The organism is Nocardia sp. KT25-26 (genome assembly GCF_056627695.1).
In genome coordinates, this window is record NZ_CM152813.1 from 1345330 (window position 1) to 1365756 (window position 20427).

General features: G+C 69.3%; 17 protein-coding genes. 12 read left to right on the plus strand and 5 right to left on the minus strand.

Translation table 11 applies throughout. From position 1 onward, the window contains the following. Window positions 1-80: 80 nt before the first annotated feature. Both AC1HFH_RS06110 and AC1HFH_RS06115 read right to left on the minus strand, forming a co-directional pair. A complete protein-coding gene (locus AC1HFH_RS06110) occupies window positions 81-1688 on the minus strand; it encodes a PH domain-containing protein (RefSeq protein WP_480246457.1) in 1608 nt (535 codons plus the stop codon). Continuing rightward, window positions 1685-2182: a PH domain-containing protein gene (locus AC1HFH_RS06115; RefSeq protein ID WP_480246458.1), complete on the minus strand. Its 498-nt coding sequence runs from the start codon at window positions 2180-2182 to the stop codon at window positions 1685-1687. The genes AC1HFH_RS06110 and AC1HFH_RS06115 overlap by 4 nt, the downstream gene beginning before the upstream one ends. Before the next feature lie 160 nt (window positions 2183-2342). Between AC1HFH_RS06115 and AC1HFH_RS06120 the strand changes: the two genes are divergently transcribed. From AC1HFH_RS06120 to pruA, 4 genes are all read left to right on the plus strand, one after another. Then, on the plus strand, window positions 2343-4943 hold the full coding sequence (locus tag AC1HFH_RS06120) for a bifunctional FO biosynthesis protein CofGH (RefSeq protein ID WP_480246459.1): 2601 nt from the start codon (window positions 2343-2345) through the stop codon (window positions 4941-4943). A gap of 90 nt (window positions 4944-5033) precedes the next feature. Then, on the plus strand, window positions 5034-5357 hold the full coding sequence (gene fdxA, locus AC1HFH_RS06125; protein WP_480246460.1) for a ferredoxin: 324 nt from the start codon (window positions 5034-5036) through the stop codon (window positions 5355-5357). Then, window positions 5354-6451: a succinyldiaminopimelate transaminase gene (gene dapC / locus AC1HFH_RS06130; RefSeq protein WP_480246461.1), complete on the plus strand. Its 1098-nt coding sequence runs from the start codon at window positions 5354-5356 to the stop codon at window positions 6449-6451. Before fdxA ends, dapC begins: the two co-directional genes overlap by 4 nt. Before the next feature lie 169 nt (window positions 6452-6620). Continuing rightward, window positions 6621-8252 (plus strand): L-glutamate gamma-semialdehyde dehydrogenase, encoded by a 1632-nt coding sequence (gene pruA / locus AC1HFH_RS06135; protein ID WP_480246462.1) that lies wholly within the window; start codon window positions 6621-6623, stop codon window positions 8250-8252. Here the strand turns inward: pruA and AC1HFH_RS06140 are convergent. Then, window positions 8249-9100, minus strand: a complete 852-nt coding sequence (locus AC1HFH_RS06140) for an oxygenase MpaB family protein (protein ID WP_480246463.1) — start codon at window positions 9098-9100, stop codon at window positions 8249-8251. The two genes, pruA and AC1HFH_RS06140, sit on opposite strands and share 4 nt — an antisense overlap. 148 nt (window positions 9101-9248) lie before the next feature. On the opposite strand from AC1HFH_RS06140, the gene AC1HFH_RS06145 reads away from it, so the two are divergent. Then, on the plus strand, window positions 9249-10682 hold the full coding sequence (locus AC1HFH_RS06145) for an acyl-CoA synthetase (RefSeq protein WP_480246464.1): 1434 nt from the start codon (window positions 9249-9251) through the stop codon (window positions 10680-10682). 88 nt (window positions 10683-10770) lie between these two features. Here the strand turns inward: AC1HFH_RS06145 and AC1HFH_RS06150 are convergent, their stop codons facing one another. After that, complete coding sequence (locus AC1HFH_RS06150) at window positions 10771-12213, minus strand: MFS transporter (RefSeq protein WP_480246465.1); 1443 nt, start codon at window positions 12211-12213, stop codon at window positions 10771-10773. Between the two features lie 85 nt (window positions 12214-12298). Between AC1HFH_RS06150 and AC1HFH_RS06155 the strand changes: the two genes are divergently transcribed. Next, a complete protein-coding gene (locus AC1HFH_RS06155) occupies window positions 12299-12688 on the plus strand; it encodes a MarR family winged helix-turn-helix transcriptional regulator (protein WP_480246466.1) in 390 nt (129 codons plus the stop codon). A gap of 25 nt (window positions 12689-12713) precedes the next feature. Here the strand turns inward: AC1HFH_RS06155 and dapD are convergent, their stop codons facing one another. Then, window positions 12714-13661, minus strand: a complete 948-nt coding sequence (gene dapD, locus AC1HFH_RS06160; RefSeq protein WP_480246467.1) for a 2,3,4,5-tetrahydropyridine-2,6-dicarboxylate N-succinyltransferase — start codon at window positions 13659-13661, stop codon at window positions 12714-12716. Window positions 13662-13746: 85 nt separating this feature from the next. On the opposite strand from dapD, the gene dapE reads away from it, so the two are divergent. From dapE to AC1HFH_RS06190, 6 genes are all read left to right on the plus strand, one after another. Beyond that, on the plus strand, window positions 13747-14841 hold the full coding sequence (gene dapE, locus AC1HFH_RS06165) for a succinyl-diaminopimelate desuccinylase (protein ID WP_480246468.1): 1095 nt from the start codon (window positions 13747-13749) through the stop codon (window positions 14839-14841). Between the two features lie 70 nt (window positions 14842-14911). Then, window positions 14912-15712: an LOG family protein gene (locus tag AC1HFH_RS06170; RefSeq protein ID WP_480246469.1), complete on the plus strand. Its 801-nt coding sequence runs from the start codon at window positions 14912-14914 to the stop codon at window positions 15710-15712. Beyond that, entirely contained in the window at window positions 15706-16326 is a 621-nt protein-coding gene (locus AC1HFH_RS06175; protein ID WP_480246470.1) for an LOG family protein, read from the plus strand. Before AC1HFH_RS06170 ends, AC1HFH_RS06175 begins: the two co-directional genes overlap by 7 nt. A 47-nt stretch (window positions 16327-16373) precedes the next feature. Next, window positions 16374-18080 (plus strand): long-chain-acyl-CoA synthetase, encoded by a 1707-nt coding sequence (locus AC1HFH_RS06180; RefSeq protein WP_480247730.1) that lies wholly within the window; start codon window positions 16374-16376, stop codon window positions 18078-18080. Between the two features lie 47 nt (window positions 18081-18127). Further along, window positions 18128-19006, plus strand: a complete 879-nt coding sequence (folP, locus tag AC1HFH_RS06185) for a dihydropteroate synthase (RefSeq protein WP_480246471.1) — start codon at window positions 18128-18130, stop codon at window positions 19004-19006. Further along, the gene (locus tag AC1HFH_RS06190; RefSeq protein ID WP_480246472.1) at window positions 19003-19941 is read left to right on the plus strand and encodes a glucosyl-3-phosphoglycerate synthase; all 939 of its coding nucleotides are present in this window, start codon (window positions 19003-19005) and stop codon (window positions 19939-19941) included. The genes folP and AC1HFH_RS06190 overlap by 4 nt, the downstream gene beginning before the upstream one ends. Window positions 19942-20427 lie beyond the last annotated feature (486 nt).

Genomic DNA, 20427 nt, shown 5'->3' on the forward strand with positions numbered 1-20427 from the left:
TGCGGGTTTCGGGCAGGGGTCCGCCCGATTACGGTCGGCCGACACCGAAATCGGCCGACGTGCCAGTGCGTCGCGACATTTCAGCGGGGGCCGGTTCGACCCGGTGTGACCTCCTCGATCACGTCCCAAGCTCGGCCGATCGGGACATCCACCACCTGGTAGGCCTTCTTTCCCGCGGCGGTCGCGGCGACCAGCGTGGCCAGCCCGGCCCGGCGCTGCCAGAACGTCTGCCGGACGGTCCAGCCGATGATGCCCGGTGCCTCCAGGCAGTCCCGGTTGCGGTCCAGGCTGCCGTGCCGGGTGATCAGCCAGGTGGGCCCGGTGCCGCCGGACAGCACGCGGTGTCCCAGGCCCCGGTAGCGGTCCTCGGCCAGGGCGGCCATCGCCACGGTGAGAACCACCGGAATCAGCCACCACCACGGCGAATCCGCCGGGCCTGCGGCCGCGCCGACGACGAGCAGCCCAGCCACGACTGCGACCGGAGCCAACGCCCGGAAGTAGCGCCGGCGGCGGGCTATCGGGCCGTGCCGGACCAGGTCGACGGTACCGAGCATGCTGCCGGTGATCGGGGGGCCGGCCGATCCGGGCCCAGCGCTGGGCTCCGATTCCGTATTCGGCAACCCGGGCGGCTCGCTCGCGAACGCCGCGGCGATGTGCTGCGCCGGTCCGGGGCGGCGCCGGGTGGCCAGGAGTTCACCGAGGGTGCGTTCGACGGCGCTGCGCGGTGCCTGCGGGAGAATCTTCTGCCGGGGGTTCTCCCCGGTCATGATCATCTCCAGTTCGGCGGCTGTGGCCAGGCGCAGCAGCAGGGGCTCGCTGAGTGTGGCACCGCGGAACCGGGCCAGATCTACGGTGATCTGCCGCCTGGTGAACAGGCCGTGCCGGACCTGCAGGGTGTGCCCGTCGTCGCGGACCTGCAATCCGTGATAGGTGGCCAGGTAGTAACCGCAGGCCGCCAGGCTGACCACCGCGGCGATCACCGCGACCAGTCCGGCGCCGACCCCGAGGACCAGCGGCCAATCGATACCCGGGCCGACGGTCAGCGACATCGAACCGTCCAGCCAGAACTGGGCAGCGAAACCGACGATCGGCGCCACCACCGCGAACCCGGTCAGCGAGAGCGGGGCGTAGCGCACCCAGCCCGGTTCCCAGTGCCCGATTTCGCGGCCGCGGACCGGTTCCCCGGACTCCGCGGTGCCGGCCCCGGCATCGGCCGGGCCGCCGTGCGTGTGTGCGAGCAGTTCGGTTCGCAACGCCGGAACCAGATCCCGGTCCAGTGCGTCGAGTTCGAAACCTTCGCCCTTCCCGGCCTGCTGGCCGGTGCCGATCACCACCACCGCCAGGCCGAGCGCCCGGTGCAGCAGATCGGCCTGTACGTCGACGGACCGGATCCGGGTGCGCGGCACCGCGAGCCGCCGCCGTTGCAGTACTCCGGTGCGCAGCTCCACCTCGGTCGGGCCGATCCGGTAGGTGGTGGTCACCCAGCGCAGCAGCGCATAGCCCACCACACCGGCGACCGCCATGATCGGCACCAGCGGATTTCCGCTGCTGCCGCCGACGAACACCGTGGCGATCAGCACCGGAATGAACTTCACCGCTTCGACCACCGGATACACCAGCAGCATGCGTGGATCGAGTCGCTGCCAGGGCAGTTCGGTGCCGGGCGGTGCCGTGGGATCCGCGGTCATGTCGCATCGCCCCGGTGCCGGGCCGCGATCGTGGACAGCCGGGCCACCGTCTGTTCGGCGACCGGCAGATCCAGCGCGGTGATGGTGACCGCGCCCGCCGACGATGCGGTGGTCACGGTAACGGTGGCCAGGCCGAGCAGCCGCTCCAGCGGTCCGCGTTCGGTGTCGACCGTCTGCACCCGCGAGATCGGCGCCACCCGGCTCTCCTGGGTGAACCAGCCGACCCGGGTGTAGACGGCCTCATCGGTGATCTCCCAGCGGTGCACGGCATAGCGCCACAGCGGGACCACCACGATGCCGACGAGCGCTGCGAGCAGCACCAGCCCGAAGGCGGCCAACTGCCAGCCCCGCCGCTCGGCATCGAAGGCTGCCCATACTGCGACCGCGACCAGCGTGAACACCGCACCGATGGCGTTCTCACCGGCCCACAGCAGTTTCGCCCTCGGACTGGGCCGCCATGCGGGCTCGGACATGATGGAAGCGGGGGGAGCCATACCGCCATGCTTGCACGACATCGCAGGCTGCGGCCGCCGATGTGGCCGAGGCGGCGCGGTCGGGAATACGGTGGCCGCAACGCCGGGTTGTGCGGGCGAGGGACGGCGATGTCCCCGGCCGCCACCCACCCGAGATGCACATTGCGGAGGTAAGTAGCGCATGATCGACGGGGTGACCCACCTTCCTGACCCGAGCGTCCCGCTGCCGCCGCCGACACCTGCCGCGATGCGCCGGGCCCTGCGCCGGGCCCGGGACGGGGTCACGCTCAACGTCGACGAGGCGACGGTGTTGTTGCACGCCACCGGCGACGACCTGGCGGACCTGTGCCGCAGTGCCGCCCGGGTGCGCGACGCCGGACTCGCCTCGGCCGGGCGGCCCGGCACGATCAGCTACTCCCGCAACGTGTTCATCCCGCTGACGCGCTTGTGCCGGGACCGCTGTCACTACTGCACCTTCGTGACCGTGCCGGGCAAGTTGCGTGCCGAGGGGCACGGCATGTTCCTGGAACCGGACGAGGTGCTCGACATCGCCCGCCGCGGCGCCGCGCTGGGCTGCAAAGAAGCGCTGTTCACGCTGGGCGACCGGCCGGAGGACCGCTGGCCCGAGGCCGCGCAGTGGCTGGACGAACGCGGCTACGACTCCACCCTGGACTATCTGCGTGCGGTCTCGATCCTGGTGCTGGAGGAGACCGGGCTGCTGCCGCATCTGAACCCGGGGGTACTCGGCTGGGCCGAGATCGCCCGGCTCAAGCCGGTGGCCCAGTCGATGGGGATGATGCTGGAGACCACCTCGGCGCGGCTGTTCACCGAGAAGGGACAGTGTCACTACGGCAGCCCGGACAAGGATCCGGAGGTGCGTTTGCGGGCCATCACCGATGCCGGCCGGCTCTCGGTGCCCTACACCACCGGCATCCTGGTCGGAATCGGTGAGACGCTCACCGAGCGCGCCGAGTCGATCATGGCCATTCGCAAGCAGCACAAGGCGTTCGGGCACATCCAGGAAGTGATCGTGCAGAATTTCCGGGCCAAGGGCGATACCGCGATGCGCGACACACCGGATGCCGATATGGCCGAATTCCTCGCCACTGTCGCGGTGACCCGGCTGCTGCTCGGCCCCGATGTGCCGGTGCAGGCGCCGCCGAATCTGGTCTCGCACGTCGAGTGCCGAGCTCTCATCGATGCGGGCATCGACGATTGGGGCGGTGTCTCCCCGGTCACGCCCGACCATGTCAATCCGGAACGGCCCTGGCCGAATCTGGACACCCTGCGCGAGATCACCGCCGCCGCCGGCTTCGAACTGGTCGAGCGCACCTCCGCACATCCCAAATATGTGCAGGCCGGAAATCCGTGGACCGACCCGCGGATCGGTGCGCACGTCGCCGCCCTGACCGATCCGGAGACCGGGCTGGCCCGCCCGGAGGCGATCCCGGCCGGGCTGCCCTGGCAGGAACCGGACGAATCCTGGGATTCCGCGGGCCGGGTGGACCTGGATACCGCGATCGACACAGAGGGGCGGCGCACCGTGAGCCGCAGCGATGCCGGTCTCGGTGACGACCTGCTGGGTGCCTTCGGCGACTGGGACACCGTCCGTGAACAGGCGCGCGATCTGGCGGCGGCACCCGCTCGGCTCGATGCCGATGTGGCCGCCGCGCTACGGGCCGCCGAGCGCGATCCGGCCGGGCTGACCGACGATCAGTATCTGGCGCTGGCCACTGCCGACGGCGCCGAACTGGACGCGGTGGCGGCCCTGGCCGATGCGCTGCGCCGGGATGCGGTCGGCGACGAGGTCACCTACGTGGTGAACCGGAACATCAACTTCACCAATATCTGCTATACCGGCTGCCGGTTCTGCGCGTTCGCCCAGCGTAAGGGCGACGCCGACGCCTTCACCCTGAGCACCGACGAGGTCGCGGACCGGGCCTGGGAGGCGCATGTCGACGGCGCCACCGAGGTGTGCATGCAGGGCGGTATCGACCCGGATCTGCCGGTCACCGGCTACGCCGATCTGGTGCGGGCGGTCAAGCGCCGGGTGCCGTCGATGCATGTGCACGCGTTCAGCCCGATGGAAGTGGTCAACGGGGCATCCCGCGGCGGGGAGAGCATCCGGGACTGGCTGGCGGCGTTGCGGGAGGCCGGGCTGGACACCATCCCGGGTACCGCGGCCGAGATCCTCGACGACGAGGTGCGGTGGGTGCTGACCAAGGGCAAACTGCCCGCCGCGGCGTGGATCGAGGTGATCACCACCGCGCACGAGCTGGGGATCCGGTCCAGTTCGACGATGATGTACGGGCATGTCGACAACCCGAGCCATTGGGTCGGGCATCTGCGGGTGCTGCGCGATATCCAGGACCGCACCGGCGGCTTCACCGAGTTCGTGCCGCTGCCGTTCGTGCACCAGAGCGCGCCGTTGTACCTGGCCGGGGCGGCCCGGCCGGGGCCGACCAATCGGGACAATCGCGCCGTCCATGCGCTGGCCCGGATCATGCTGCACGGCCGGATCGCCAATATCCAGACCAGCTGGGTGAAACTGGGCGTCACCGGCACCCGGGTGATGCTCACCGGTGGTGCCAACGACCTGGGTGGCACGCTGATGGAGGAGACCATCTCCCGGATGGCCGGCTCCCAGCACGGTTCCGCCAAAACCGTGGCGGAACTGACCGAGATCGCCGCCGGAATCGGCCGGCCGGTCGCCGAACGTACGACGGTGTACGCCGAAGTGGACCGGGTGAATCGCCCGCTACCGGTGAGCGCTTCAGGTTAGGTCAGGCTGACCTGTGAGTATCGTGGATCGAGGGATAGGGTTCTCAGTGGCGGAGTGACCCGCAGGTGAGGACAGACTAGGAGAACGGCAGTGCCGTACATCATCGCTGAACCGTGCGTTGACGTGAAGGACAAGGCGTGCATCGAGGAATGCCCCGTGGATTGCATCTACGAGGGTGGCCGCATGCTGTACATCCAACCCGACGAATGCGTGGACTGTGGTGCGTGTGAGCCGGTCTGCCCGGTGGAGGCGATCTTCTACGAGGACGACACCCCGGACCAGTGGAGCGGTTACATCAACGCCAACGTCGACTTCTTCGATGAGCTGGGTTCGCCCGGTGGCGCCACCAAGGTCGGCAAGGTCGATTACGACCCGCCGTTCATCAAGGGCCTGCCGCCGATGGCGGACGAATGAGGGTCAGCAGTCTGCTGCCGGAGTTCCCCTGGGACACCATCGCCGCGGTCAAGGAGAAGGCGGCGGCGCATCCCGGGGGGCTCGTGGACCTTTCGGTCGGGACCCCGGTCGATCCGGTTGATCCGCTGATCCGGCAGGCGCTCGCATCGGTCGCGGAGGTACCCGGGTACCCGACCACGCACGGCACTCCGGCGCTGCGCACCGCCGCGGTCGAGGCGATGGCGCGCCGGTTCGGGGTCACCGGGCTCGATCCGGCGGCGGTGCTGCCGGTGATCGGCACCAAGGAACTGATCGCCGGACTGCCCCGGCTGCTCGGTATCGGCGCCGACGATACGGTCGTCATCCCCGAGATCGCGTACCCGACCTACGAGGTCGGCGCCCTGCTGGCCGGTGCGAAGCCGTGGCGGGCCGACGGGCTCACCCAGATCGGCCCGGTCAACCCGGCGTTGATCTACATCAACTCGCCGTCCAACCCGACCGGCAAGGTGCTCGGCGTGGACCACCTGCGCAAGGTGGTCGCATTCGCCCGGGAACGCGGTGCGATCGTCGCCTCCGACGAGTGCTACCTGGGCCTGACCTGGGAGGGTAAGGCCCATTCGATTCTCGATCCGGAGGTCTGCGGCGGCGATCACACCGGACTGCTGGCCATCCATTCGCTGTCCAAGACATCGAATCTGGCCAGCTACCGGGCCGGTTTCGTCACCGGCGATCCCGCTCTGGTGGCAGAACTGCTGGCGGTGCGCAAACACTCCGGCATGATGGTGCCGCTGCCGATCCAGGCCGCCATGACCGCGGCCCTCGGTGACGATGCGCACGAGAACGCCCAGCGGGAGAAGTACCGCGCCCGCCGCGAGACCCTGCGTTCGGCCCTGCTGGCCGCCGGTTTCCGCATCGACCATTCGGAAGCCGGTCTGTACCTGTGGGTGACCCGCGGTGAGAGCTGCCGCGCCACCCTCGACCGGCTGGCCGACCGGGGCATCCTGGCCGCTCCGGGCGACTTCTACGGCCCGCGCTCCCCGGAACACGTCCGGATCGCGCTGACCGCAACCGACGAGCGGGTGGCGACCGCTGCCGAGCGGTTGCGGGCAGACTGACCAGGTCGCGCACCGGCTCGGCGGGTGCCACGCGGAAATCGGGCGCTCGCCACGCCCGGCGCAGGCACAGGGGGTGTCCACGGGTGGATGTCGGCATCCGTCGGGCTGTCGGTGCAACTCGCCTCGGGCGGCGCAACCGAGACTCGCTGATTCAGCGCTAGCCTGGGGTATGGATGCTGTCACGGTTGTGCCGAAACCCGTCAACGAGCCGGTGCACAGCTATGCACCGGGTACTCCGGAGCGGGGGCGGCTGGAGAAGAAACTTGCCGAGCTGAGTTCCGAGACGCTCGATATTCCGCTGGTGATCGGCGGTAAGCATCGGGTGGGGGCGGGGGAACGGCGCTCGATCGTCGCCCCGCACCGGCACGAACTGGTGTTGGGCACCTATGCGAATGCCGGGCATGAGGAGGCGCGGGCCGCGATCGATGCCGCGACCGCCGCGGCGCCGGAATGGCGGGCGATGCCGTTCGATGCCCGGGCCGCCATTCTGTTGCGGGCGGCCGATCTGATGTCGGGGCCGTGGCGGGAGACCGTCGCCGCGGCGACCATGCTGGGGCAGTCGAAATCGGCGATGCAGGCCGAGATCGATGCGCCGTGCGAGCTGATCGACTTCTGGCGGTTCAATGTCGCCTACGCCCGCGACATCCTCGCCGAGCAACCGAATTCCGGCGCGGGGGCTTGGAATCGTGCCGACTACCGGCCGCTGGAGGGGTTCGTCTACGCGATCACTCCGTTCAACTTCACCGCCATCGCCGGAAACCTCCCGACCGCGCCCGCCCTGATGGGCAATACCGTCATCTGGAAGCCGGCCCCGACGCAGACGCTGGCCGCCTACTACGTGCTGCAGGTGCTGGAGGCGGCCGGTTTGCCGCCCGGGGTGATCAACCTGCTCACCGGCGACGGGGTCGAACTGTCCGAGGTCGCGCTCACCGATCCGCGGTTGGCCGGTATCCACTTCACCGGCTCCACCCGCACGTTCCAGTACCTGTGGCGCGAGGTCGGCACCAACCTGCAGACCTACCGCGGCTATCCCCGCCTGGTCGGGGAGACCGGCGGGAAGGACTTCATCGTGGCGCATCCGTCGGCGGATCCGGCGGCATTGCGCACGGCGATGATCCGGGGCGCCTACGAATACCAGGGACAGAAGTGTTCGGCGGCTTCCAGGGCGTATCTGCCCAGGTCGTTGTGGCGGCGGATGCGGGAGGACTTCCTCGGACAGGTCGAGAACATCGGCTACGGCGATATCGCCGATCTGTCGAACTTCGGTGGTGCCGTGATCGACCGGCGGGCCTACGACAAGGCGATGACCGCCTTGGAGCGGGCCCGGTCGGCCGGGCTGGAGATCCCGGTCGGCGGTACCGGCGACGATTCGGTCGGCTGGTTCGTCCGCCCGACGGTGCTGTTGGCCGACGATCCGCACGACGACGCCTTCCGCACCGAATACTTCGCTCCGATCCTGTCGGTGTTCGTCTACGACGATTCGATGCCCGGCGCCTTCGACGCGGTACTGGCCGAGGTGGATTCCGCGGCCCCGTATGCCCTGACCGGCGCGGTGTTCGCCGAGGACCGGCAGGCGATCGAACAGGCCGCCACCGCCCTGCGTTTCACCGCGGGCAACTTCTACATCAACGACAAGCCCACCGGTGCGGTCGTCGGTCAGCAGCCGTTCGGCGGCGCCCGCGCCTCGGGCACCGACGACAAGGCCGGGTCGCCGCAGAACCTGCTGCGCTGGGTGGCCGCCCGGATCATCAAGGAGACCTTCGTCCCGCCGACCGACTACCGGTATCCGCACATGGGCTAGACCAGCGGGATGCCGCGGCGGTGGCGGCGGCGCATGTCCAGCAGCAGGGCGTTGAACGGGAAGCTGCGGATCGGGCGGGGGAGTGCGCCGGATATGCGGCCGGTGGTGCGCAGCAGCCGGTTCAGGCGCTGTTCGTCGCGGGCGGTCCAGGTGAGGCCGAGTTCGTCGCGGAGGTGTTCGGGGAGCAGGCCGGTGGTGAACCAGCGGTGAAACGGGGCGAACAGCTGCCGCAGCGGTGGCCGCACCATCTTCAGGTCCAGCAGGGCCTCGAAGTAGGCGGCGATGGTCGGGTCGACGGTCGCCTTCGCGAGGTTGGTTTCCCAGTACTCGTCGAAGGCGGCGCGGTCGGCCGGCCACAGGTCCGGCGGTACCTGGAGGGTGGTGCCCATCCGGGCGGCGTAGGCGTACCAGGCATCGGCGGTGGCGTCGTCGTTCGGGCCCATCATCCGGGTCACGATGTCGACCGTGCCCCAGTACAGGCAGGCGGCGACCCACAGCTGCAGGCGCGGATCGAAGGCGTTGTACTTCACCGGGCTGTCGGGGCGGGACCGGACGAACTTGTGCACGCTGTCCACCGCAGCCCGGAACGCCGCCCGGTCCGTGTCGTCGCCCAGCAGCGCGACCGAGAGGTAGGTGAGCGTGGTTCGGGTGCGCTTGACCGGGTGTTTCATGATGCTGCCGCTGTGCACGGTGGATTCCGCGACCCCGTACCCGACCGGCGGGTTGCTCAGCTGCATGATCACATTGGCGGTGGCGCCGAAGAAGGCGGCGGCACCGTTGAGATCGTCGCGGATATCGAAGTCGGTGATCCCGGCCTCGCCGGACCGGGCATTCGCAGAGCTGGTCATCGCCGTCCCGTCTCGCCATTGAGATAGTGCTACATAAAAGTTCTCACTGCATCGGCGGGGTGTCAACGGGTCCGGCACCGGAATCCCTTCCGCCCGCTGCGCCGGACCGGTGCGGTATCGCGTCCGCGCGTCCGGCTAGCGTGGACGGATGCCGTACGGTCAGCCGCTGCTCTCCTCGCTGAACCCGATCGCCGTCGCGAACGGCGCCGATATCCCGGACGCCGTCACCATCGACGGGGTCACGTTGTCGCGCAGCGATCTTCTGGGTGCCGCGACCTCGGTCGCCGAGCGGATCGCCCGCGCCGACCGGGTCGCCGTGCTCGCCGAACCGACGGTGTCGACGGTGCTGGCGGTGGTCGGCTGCCTGATCGCCGGGGTCACCGTGGTGCCGGTGCCACCGGATTCCGGTAGCGCCGAACTCGACCACATCCTGCGCGATTCCGGCGCCCAGGCCTGGCTCGGTGCCGCACCGGAAGGCACCGGCCTGCCGGTGGTGCCGGTGCGCCGGCATGCCCGCTCCTGGCATACCTATCCCGAACCCGATTCCGCCGCCACGGCTTTCATCCTGTACACCTCGGGTACCACCGGCTCACCGAAGGGAGTGCTGCTCAGTCGGCGCGCGATCGCGGCCGGGCTGGATGCGCTCGCCGACGCCTGGGCCTGGACCGCGGCGGATGTGCTGGTCCACGGGCTGCCGCTGTTCCATGTGCACGGCTTGATCCTGGGCATCCTCGGTCCGCTGCGGGTCGGCAGTCCGGTGATCCACACCGGTAGGCCGACGCCGCAGGCCTATGCCGAGGCGCCCGGCACCCTGTACTTCGGGGTGCCGACGGTGTGGTCCCGGATCGTCGACGACCCCGCCGCCGCCCGGGAACTGCGGCGGGCCCGGCTGCTGGTCTCCGGCAGTGCCCCGCTGCCGGTGCCGGTGTTCGACCGGCTGGCCGAACTGACCGGCGCGCCGCCGGTGGAGCGGTACGGGATGAGCGAAACCATGATCACCGTGTCCACCCGAGCCGATGGGGAACGTCGGCCGGGCATGGTCGGATTGCCGGTGGCGGGCGTCGAGACCCGGCTGCGCGACGAGAACGGGGCGGAGGTGCCGCACGACGGGACGAGCATCGGCGGCCTGCAGGTGCGCGGCCCGATGCTGTTCGACGGGTACCTGAACCGGCCCGAGGCGACCGCGGCGAGCTGGACCGAGGACGGCTGGTTCGTCACCGGCGATGTCGCCGTGATCGAACCGGACGGGCAGCACCGTATCGTCGGCCGCGAATCCGTCGATCTGATCAAGACCGGCGGATTCCGGGTGGGGGCCGGCGAAGTGGAAACCGCGCTGCTCGGACATCCGGAGGTGGCCGAGGTCGCCGTGGCGGGCCTGCCGGACGCCGATCTGGGCCAGCGCATCGTCGCCTTCGTGGTGCCCCGGAACACGTCCGGCGACGACTTGCCCGAGCGGCTGATCGACCACGTCGCCACCCAGCTCTCGGTGCACAAGCGGCCCCGTGAGGTGCGCATCGTCGACTCGCTGCCCCGCAATGCCATGGGCAAGGTGCAGAAGAAGCAGCTGCCGGTGCAGCCCTGATTCGACGGCGCGACCCGGTGCCGCCGAGTGGTACAGCGAATGGGGCCGCCGGACGGCGACCCCATTCGCGGGTGTTTCGACCCCGGTATCAGGCGGCTTCGGCGAGCGGCTGCCGGCGGGCCAGGAAGGCCGAGGCCGAGGCGAGCAGGCCGACCACCGCGACCGCGGTCACCAGGTAGAGGCCGGGCCGGTAGCCGGCGATCCCGTCCGAGGTCACCTCGCCGATCAGTCCGGTGACCACGGCCAGCACCACCGCGCCGCCGATTTGGAACGAGGTCTGCACCAGGCCGGACGCCAGGCCCTGCTCATGGTCGGCGATGCCCTCGGTGGCCTGCACCATCACGGCCGAGAAGCCCAGTGCGAAGCCGAGGCCGAGCAGCAGGAACGCGGGCAGGTAGTCCAGCACGTAGGCCGGTTCCGGGTTACCGCCGCGGGCCAGGAACCACAGGTAGCCGGTGACGAACGAGCCCATCGCGGCGACGATCATCGGGGTGGTGCCGAAGCGGTCGATGAACCGGCCGGCGATCGGTGAGACGATGGCCACCAGGATGCCGGTCGGTGCCAGCGCCAGAGCCAGCTGCATCGGTTCCCAGCCCATGGTGTTCTGCAGGTACAGCGACACGATGGTCTGGAAGCTCAGGTAGGAGCCGAAGATCGCCATCGCGGCCAGGTTGGCCCGCACGATCGAACGCACCTTGAAGATGCTCAGCCGCACCAGCGGATGGCTCACCCGGTTCTCCACCACAAAGAAGGTGCCCAGCAGCACGACGGCCAGCAGTGCGGTCGCGGTGACGGTGGCGGTGAAGCCGGTCTCGGGTGCGGTGACGATGGTATAGACGGCGGCGAGCATGCCACCGGTCAGCAGGACGGCGCCGGTGAGATCGATCCGGCCTTCTTCCCGTTCGATATTGCGCGGCACCACGAACCAGGCGGTGATCAGCACACCGGTGACCACGACCACCGGCAGGTAGAAGGTGAGCCGCCAATCGATCCCGGTCAGCAGGCCGGACATGATCAGGCCGGAGGCGTACCCGGTGGCGCCGAAGATGGTGAAGATCGACAGGGCGCGGTTGCGGTCCGGGCCTTCCTTGAAGGTGGTGGTGATGATCGACAGGGCGGCCGGGGCGGTGAAGGCGGCGGCGACGCCCTTGATGATGCGGGTCGCGATCAGTAGGCCGCCGGAGTCGACGAGTCCGCCGACCAGTGAGGCGATCCCGAAGACCACCAGTGCGGTGAGGAACACCTGCCGGCGGCCGAGTAGATCGGCGGCCCGGCCACCGAGCAGCAGCAGGCCGCCGTAGCCGAGGATGTAGCCGTTCACGATCCACTGCAGTGCGGCGGTGTCCAGGCCCAGATCTGCGCCGATGGACGGCAGGGCCACGCCGACCATGGAGACGTCGAGGGCGTCGAGGAACATCGCCAGTCCGGCGACGAACAGGATGGCCCACAGCTTGGGCCCCCAACGACCTGCGGTTTGTTCGGCAGATGTGGCGACGGTCGGGTTCTCGGGTGCGGATGCTGTCAGGGTCACGAGAGGTAACTTAAATGCGTATGCATTGAATGTCAACACATGTAATGACGGTGCATTAAATGACTTGACATGCTATCCTCGGATCATGTACCACGACTCCGACAACGATGTCTGTGCGAAGTGGTCCGAAACCCTGCGCCTCTACCACGACACGTCCTGCGAACTGGAGAACACCCTGCAGTCGCAGCACCGGCTCGGGCTCAGCGAATTCGAACTACTGCAGGTCCTGGGCGGCCGCTGCGGTCAGGCCCAGGTGGAGAAGGTGAAGATGAAGGACATCGAAGCCGAGATGTACCTGAGTCAGAGCGCCCTGTCGCGCACGGTGACCCGGTTGGAGAAGGCCGGCCTGGTCCAGCGGGCGGCCTGTGAGAACGATCGTCGCGCCAATTTCCTGGCGCTCACCGAGGCGGGCCGGGAGCGGCTGCAGGCCGCCCGCCCGACCCACCTCGAGGTACTGCGCAAACACCTGATGTGAGGGTGTCCCCCCTCGAACCAGGCGGTCAGTCGTTGGCGTGCAGGTCGGCGTTGAGTTCGATGCCGGTGCCCTTGCGGGAGACGACCTCGATGGCGCCGGTGGTCGAGTTGCGGCGGAACAGCAGGTTGTTCTGCCCGGCCAGTTCGGCGGCCTTGACGGTCTTGCCGTCCGGCAGGGTGATCTTGCTGCCGCCGGTGAGGTACAGGCCGGCTTCGATGACGCAGTCGTCGCCGAGCGGGATGCCCAGGCCGGAGTTGGCGCCCAGCAGCGAACGCTCGCCCACCGAGATGATCGTCTTGTTGCCGCCCGACAGGGTGCCCATCGTGGAGGCGCCGCCACCGATGTCGGAGCCGTCGCCGACCACCACACCGGCCGAGATGCGGCCCTCGATCATCGAGTTGCCCAGGGTGCCGGCGTTGAAGTTCACGAATCCTTCGTGCATGACCGTGGTGCCCGAGGCCAGGTGCGCGCCGAGCCGGATCCGATCGGCGTCACCGATCCGCACGCCGGTGGGCAGCACGTAGTCGACCATCCGCGGGAACTTGTCCACGCTGTACACCGTCACCGGACCGCGGGCTCGCAGCTTCAACCGGGTCGACTCGAAATCCGCCACCGCGCACGGCCCGTGATTCGTCCACACCACATTGCTGAGCAGGCCGAACTGGCCCTCCAGGCTGAGGCCGTGCGGCTGAACCAGGCGATGCGAGAGCAGATGCAGCCGCAGGTACACGTCGTGGGCATCGACCGGCGCGGCCGACAGGTCCGCGATGGTGGTGCGCACCGCGACCACCTCGACGCCGCGCGCTTCGTCCTTCCCGGTGAGTGCCGCGAACTCGGCGGGCGCCTCGGTCAGGACCTGGGTACCGGTCTCGGTGAATTCGCCCAGTTCCGGGCTCGGGTACCAGGTGTCCAGAATCGTGCCGTCCGAGGTCACGTTCGCGATGCCGACTGCAGTTGCTCCCTGAATGCTCACGGCTCCCATTCTGCCTGTTCGCCGCCGCGAACTGTGTCCGCCCCCGGGAGACCGCGCGGCGGGGCCGGGGTCCTACGCTGATCCGGTGACTCTCGATCTGCGCGCCGACCCGATTGCGTTGACCGCCGCCCTCGTCGACATCCCCAGTGTGTCGCGGGACGAGGTGGTGATCACCGATGCCGTGGAAGCCGCGCTGCGGGAGCAGACCAGCGAATTCGAGATCGTCCGGGACGGCAATGTGGTGCTGGCCCGCACCGACCGTGGCCTGCCGACCCGGGTGGTGCTGGCCGGGCACCTGGACACCGTGCCGATCGCCGACAATGTGCCGGGCAGGTTCACCACCGAGAACGATGCCGACGTGCTGTACGGCTGCGGCACCGTGGACATGAAGTCCGGTGATGCGGTGTTCCTGCATCTGGCGGCCACCATCGCCGAACCGGCCCACGACCTCACGCTGATCTTCTACGACTGCGAGGAGATCGCCGCCGAGTTCAACGGCCTGGCCCGGATCGAACGGGAGCGGCCGGCCTGGCTCGACGGCGATCTGGCGATTCTGGGCGAACCGTCCGGCGGGTGGATCGAGGCCGGCTGTCAGGGCACCATCCGGGTGCGGCTCACCAGCACCGGGGTGCGGGCGCATTCGGCGCGGTCCTGGCTCGGCACCAATGCCGTGCACGGGTTGGCGCCGGTGCTGACCCGGCTGTCCGAGTACCGGGCGCGTGCGGTCGACATCGACGGCTGCGGGTACCGCGAGGGACTCTCGGCGGTCCGAATCTCCGGCGGTGTGGCAGGCAATGTGGTGCCCGATGTCGCCGAGGTGGACGTCAACTTCCGGTTCGCGCCGGACCGCACCGTGGCGCAGGCGGTCGAGCATGTGCGCGAGGTGTTCGCCGGGCTCGATGTCGGCTTCGAGGTGACCGATGCTGCGCCGGGCGCACTGCCCGGGCTGGCCGCGCCCGCCGCGCGCGGCCTGATCGATTCGGTGAACTCGCACGGCGGTGGCGGTGTCCGCGCCAAATACGGCTGGACCGATGTCTCCCGCTTCGCGGCCCGCGGCGTCCCGGCCGTGAACTTCGGCCCCGGCGACCCGAACCTCGCCCACAAGCGCGATGAGCACGTCCCGCTGGCCCAGATCACCGCGGTCACCGCCATGCTGCGGAGCTACCTCACGCAGGGCTGAGCCGGCTGCCCCGGGGCAGGGCAGGCGTGGCCGGGTCTCGCCGGTCGGTTCCGCCCGGTAGTTTGAGCACATGTCCGCTGCTCACGATGGTGCCGAGAAACCGAAGAACACCGCCAAGTTCCGGGGGCCGATCATGTTCCGCCGCAGCCGCAAACCGGGCAGCCGGACCGCCGACCGCAACCTGCTGGATCAGCGCGGCGACAGCAACTGGGTGCATACGGACCCATGGCGGGTGCTGCGCATCCAGGCCGAGTTCGTCGAGGGTTTCGGTGCCCTCGCCGAGGTGCCGCATGCGGTGAGCGTGTTCGGGTCGGCCCGGACCGGCGAGGAAGACGCGGAGTACCGAACCGGCCTGGCGATCGGTGCGGCGCTGGCCGATGCCGGTTTCGCGGTGATCACCGGCGGCGGGCCGGGTGCGATGGAGGCCGCCAACCGGGGCGCGTCCGAGGCGGGTGGCTACTCGATCGGCCTGGGTATCGAGCTGCCGTTCGAGCAGGGGCTCAACGACTGGGTGGACCTGGGGATCAACTTCCGGTACTTCTTCGTCCGCAAGACGATGTTCGTCAAGTACTCGCAGGCCTTCGTCTGTCTGCCCGGCGGGTTCGGCACCCTGGACGAACTCTTCGAAGCGCTCACCCTGGTGCAGACCCGCAAGATCACCCGGTTCCCGATCATCCTGTTCGGCCGCGACTACTGGTCCGGACTGGTGCAGTGGCTGCGCGACTCGCTCGCCGCCTCCGGCAAGATCTCCCCGGGGGATCTGGATCTGATCCACATCACCGACAGCATCGACGAGGTGGTCGAGATCGTCGGACAGGCCGCCCAGGAGCAGAGCAACCTGGAGACGCTGGGCACCGAGGACGAATGGTGACCGCACCGTTCTCGCTGTGCGTGTACTGCTCGGCCTCGACGACCGAACCCGAGCTGATCTCCCTCGCCGCCCGGGTGGGCAGCGAGATCGCCCGGCGCGGCTGGCGGTTGGTCTCCGGCGGTGGGCACGTGTCGATGATGGGCGCCGTCGCCACCGCGGCCCGGGCCGGTGGCGCCCCGACCGTCGGAGTGATCCCGAAGCACCTGATCCACACCGAGGTCGCCGATATCGCCTCCGACGAGCTGATCGTCACCGACACCATGCGGCAGCGCAAACAGCTGATGGACGAGCACGCCGACGCCTTCCTCACCCTGCCCGGCGGCGCGGGCACCCTGGAAGAGTTCTTCGAGACCTGGACCGGCGGATACCTTGGTGAACACGGCAAACCGGTGGTGCTGCTCGACTATGACGGCTACTACACCGGATTGCTCGGCTGGCTCGACGGACTCCGTGCCCGCAGGATGGTTTCGGCGGGTGCCTGGAACCGCCTGACCGTGGTGCCCGATGTGCCCGCCGCGTTCGCGGCCCTGCAACCGGGCGCGGATACCGAGCGGTCCGGCCGGTCCCGGTCCGCGCAGCGACCCGACCCACGATCCGAGGAGACCGATCGGTGAGCAAGAATTCCGTGAGCCTGTTCGACCTGGCCAAGGCGCTGCCCGGGATGGCCCTCGATTCGCCGTCGATGCTGCGCAATGCCGTCGGCATGCTGGCCAAACCCGCCGACAAGGTGTCGATCGGCAAGTACTTCCAGCGCACGGCACACAAGCATCCGGATCGGGTGTTCCTGCGGTTCGAGGGCCGCAGCTACACCTATCGGGCGGCGAACCGGGAGGTGAACCGGTACGCAGCGGTGCTGTCCGCGCGCGGCGTCTCCCGCGGCCAGGTGGTCGGGGTGCTGATGACGAACCGGCCGGAGACACTGTTCACCGTGCTCGCCGTGCTGAAGCTGGGCGGCACCGTCGGGCTGCTCAACCACCATCAGCGTGATCAGGTGCTGGCGCACAGCTTCGGGCTGCTCGACAGCGTGCTCGACGTGGTCGGCGAAGAATGCCGCGAGGCCCTCGACTCGCTGCCGGAACTGCCGGCGAACCTGTTGCCCGCCGAGGAACTGGCGGCCGCGGCGCACACCGCGCCGGACACCGACCCGCCGGTGTGCACCGAGGTGACCGCGGGCGAGCGGGCCTTCCTGATCTTCACCTCCGGCACCACCGGCATGCCGAAGGCCAGCGTCATGACCCATCACCGCTGGAACAAGAGCATGTCCGGCCTCGGTGGGCTCGGCATCCGGCTGCGCGGCGACGATGCCCTGTACTGCTGCCTGCCGCTGTATCACAACAACGCTCTGACGGTCGCGCTATCCGCGGTGCTCTCCGGCGAGGCCACCTATGTGCTCGGCCGCAAGTTCTCCGCATCCGGCTTCTGGGACGAAATCGTCCGAGAGGACGCCACCGCCTTCATCTACATCGGGGAACTCTGCCGGTACCTGCTCAACCAGCCGGAACGCCCCGTCGAACGGGAACATCGGGTGCGGCTGGTGGTCGGCAACGGCCTGCGCCCGGACCTGTGGGACGAGTTCCGTACCCGTTTCCGGATCGACCGGATCGTGGAGTTCTACGGGTCCAGTGAAGCCCCCCTCGCCTTCGTGAACGCCTTCGGGGTCGACCGCACGGCCGGTGTCGGCGCGCTGCCGTACGCCATCGTCGAATACGACGACGACACCGGCAAACCGCGCCGCGGCCCCGACGGGAAGCTGCGCCGGGTGCGTTCCGGCGGTGTCGGCCTGCTGCTGGCCAAGGTCTCCGACCGGCAGCCCTTCGACGGTTACACCGACAAGGCGGCATCGGAAGCCAAACTGGTCCGCGACGGCTTCAAATCCGGCGACTGCTGGTTCGATACCGGCGACCTCGTCCGCGACCAGCGGTTCCGGCACATCGCCTTCGTCGACCGGCTCGGCGACACCTTCCGCTGGAAGGGCGAGAACGTCGCCACCACCGAGGTGGAGGCCGCGGTGAACCAGGCGCCGGACGTCCGCGAGTCGGTGGTCTTCGGCGTCGAGGTCCCCGGCGCCGACGGGAAGGCCGGGATGGCCGCGATCACCCTGCGGGACGGTCACGAATTCGACGGCCGGGCACTGGCCGCCGCCGTCGGCGACCGGCTCCCGTTCTATGCCGTCCCGCTGTTCATCCGGGTGGTCGACGAACTGGAGACCACCTCCACCTTCAAGAGCCGCAAGGTGGAACTGCGCAAACAGGGCTTCACGCCGGACCAGGAGACGCCGTTGTACGTCCTCTCGGCCCGGGACGAAGGCTATGTGCCGTTCTACCCTGAGTACCCGGACGAGGTGGCCGCCGGCAAGCGTCCCCGCTGACGAGACGGACATCTCGGGCACCGGACCCGCTCTGTAGAGTCGGGTGCATGGTTCGACCTGCGTCCGGTGACACGCTGTGCGGTCGTGCCGTCCCCAACGACCGGGCGCTGGTGATGGCGATCGTCAACCGCACCCCGGATTCCTTCTACGACCGGGGGGCGACGTTCGGCGATACGGCCGCCATGGAACGGGTGGCCCGGGTCGTCGACGAGGGCGCCGACCTGGTGGACATCGGGGGTGTGAAGGCCGGACCCGGCCGCACCGTGGACGCCGCGGAGGAGACCGAACGGGTGGTGCCGTTCGTGGCTGCCATCCGCGGCAAATACCCCGAGTTGCTGATCAGCGTGGACACCTGGCGAGCCGGGGTCGCGCGGGCCGCGGTGGCCGAGGGCGCCGACCTGATCAACGACACCTGGGCGGGGGCCGATCCGGACCTGGTCCACGTCGCCGCCGAGACCGGTGCCGGCATCGTGTGCAGCCATACCGGCGGTGCGGTGCCGCGCACCCGGCCGCATCGGGTGCGCTATGCCGATGTGGTCGCCGAGGTGACCGGCACGCTCGTCACGGCGGCCGAGAAAGCTTCCGAGGCCGGGGTGCGATCCGACGGAATCATCATCGACCCGACACACGATTTCGGGAAGAACACCTATCACGGGCTCGAGTTGTTGCGCAGAGTGGACGTTCTTGTAAAAACCGGGTGGCCCCTGTTGATGGCGCTGAGCAACAAGGATTTCATTGGGGAGACACTCGGTGTCGGACTATCCGAGAGATTGGAGGGAACCCTGGCGGCCACCGCCTGGTCGGCCGCCGCAGGAGCTCGGATATTCCGGGTCCACGAAGTCGCCGAAACCCGGCGGGTCGTGGACATGATCGCCGCCATCCAGGGCATCCGGCCCCCCGCACGAACTCTGCGAGGTCTGGTATGAAATTCCACCACCGCGAGCCCGCCTGGGCACTGACACACACCTGGGACGATCCCGGCTGGCCGGTCGCCGACCTGGTCGCCGCCAAAGCCGGCCGCACCGTCTCGGTCGTGCTGCCCGCCCTGAACGAAGAAGCCACCGTCGCTGCCGTCGTCGCCAGCATCCGGCCACTGCTGGGCACCCTGGTCGACGAACTCATCGTCGTCGACTCCGGTTCCACCGACGCCACCGCCGCCCGTGCCCGCGCCGCCGGCGCCGAGGTGGTCACCCGCGAGGAGGCCGTCCCCGAACTCGACCCCGTCCCCGGCAAGGGCGAGGTGCTGTGGCGGTCACTGGCCTGCACCACCGGCGATCTGATCGCCTTCGTCGACTCCGACCTCATCGATCCGGATCCGATGTTCGTGCCGAAACTGCTCGGCCCGCTGCTGACCACCCCGGACACCCACCTGTCCAAGGCCTACTACCGGCGCCCGCTGCGGCAGGGGCAGGCGGTGGACGCCAACGGCGGCGGCCGGGTCACCGAACTCGTCGCCCGCCCCCTGCTGGCCGCCCTGCGTCCGGAGCTGGCCCAGGTGCTGCAGCCGCTCGGCGGCGAATACGCCGGGACCCGGGAATTGCTCACCGCGGTCCCGTTCGCCCCCGGCTACGGTGTCGAGATCGGCCTGCTGCTGGACACCTACGACCGCCTCGGCATGCACGCCATCACCCAGGTGAACCTGGGTGTCCGCACCCACCGCAACCGCCCGCTGTCGGACCTCGGCGTGATGAGCCGCCAGATCCTGGGCACCGCACTGGGCCGCAGCGGAATCACCGACTCCGGCGCCGCCCTCACCCAGTTCCCCCTGGTCGACGGCGAATTCGTCGCCCACCGCACCGACATCTCGCTCGAGGACCGGCCACCCATGGCCACCCTGCGACCGGCCGAAGTGGCTGCCTGAGAAACGGCCCCGACCTCCGGGGTACCTATTCGTAAACCGCCCACCTCTGAGCGACAAATACCGGGTCAGCCGTCCAGGACGCCGGTTTGTCGCTCGGAGGTGGGCGTTTCGGGAAACGGGTCCCGCTTCGTCGGCCCTGCTCGTTGTCGGGCGGGTGCCGGCAGCTCAGGTTCGTCCCAGGGGCGCTCTGGTCCGCACCGCCTGAAACGGTGGGCCACGACCCGGCCGTATGGCACGGATTGCCCCGGTTCGGGAACTGGTGCCCGCTGGGCGCCGGGGTTCGGCTTCGTGGCTCTGCCCGCTCACGGGTGCGGTCATCCGGTCCGTGGTCCACACCGGTGCGGACGGGACTGGTGACCGAGAGCCAGCTGTCTCTGTCCGGGCGTATGGCGCGGATGCCCGGTGTTGGTGCTGCGCTCGGTGGTGGTCGGCGGTATCGGAGTGGGTGGCTTGTCTCGGTTGAACCGGCCGAGTCTCGCACATCCG

Coding starts and splice junctions, on each gene's coding strand:
- AC1HFH_RS06110 (WP_480246457.1), bottom strand. CDS start 1,688: ATGACCGCGGATCCCACGGCACCGCCCGGCACCGAACTGCCCTGGCAG.
- AC1HFH_RS06115 (WP_480246458.1), bottom strand. CDS start 2,182: ATGGCTCCCCCCGCTTCCATCATGTCCGAGCCCGCATGGCGGCCCAGT.
- AC1HFH_RS06120 (WP_480246459.1), top strand. CDS start 2,343: ATGATCGACGGGGTGACCCACCTTCCTGACCCGAGCGTCCCGCTGCCG.
- dapC (WP_480246461.1), top strand. CDS start 5,354: ATGAGGGTCAGCAGTCTGCTGCCGGAGTTCCCCTGGGACACCATCGCC.
- pruA (WP_480246462.1), top strand. CDS start 6,621: ATGGATGCTGTCACGGTTGTGCCGAAACCCGTCAACGAGCCGGTGCAC.
- AC1HFH_RS06140 (WP_480246463.1), bottom strand. CDS start 9,100: ATGACCAGCTCTGCGAATGCCCGGTCCGGCGAGGCCGGGATCACCGAC.
- AC1HFH_RS06145 (WP_480246464.1), top strand. CDS start 9,249: ATGCCGTACGGTCAGCCGCTGCTCTCCTCGCTGAACCCGATCGCCGTC.
- AC1HFH_RS06155 (WP_480246466.1), top strand. CDS start 12,299: ATGTACCACGACTCCGACAACGATGTCTGTGCGAAGTGGTCCGAAACC.
- AC1HFH_RS06170 (WP_480246469.1), top strand. CDS start 14,912: ATGTCCGCTGCTCACGATGGTGCCGAGAAACCGAAGAACACCGCCAAG.
- AC1HFH_RS06175 (WP_480246470.1), top strand. CDS start 15,706: ATGGTGACCGCACCGTTCTCGCTGTGCGTGTACTGCTCGGCCTCGACG.
- AC1HFH_RS06180 (WP_480247730.1), top strand. CDS start 16,374: ATGGCCCTCGATTCGCCGTCGATGCTGCGCAATGCCGTCGGCATGCTG.
- folP (WP_480246471.1), top strand. CDS start 18,128: ATGGTTCGACCTGCGTCCGGTGACACGCTGTGCGGTCGTGCCGTCCCC.
- AC1HFH_RS06190 (WP_480246472.1), top strand. CDS start 19,003: ATGAAATTCCACCACCGCGAGCCCGCCTGGGCACTGACACACACCTGG.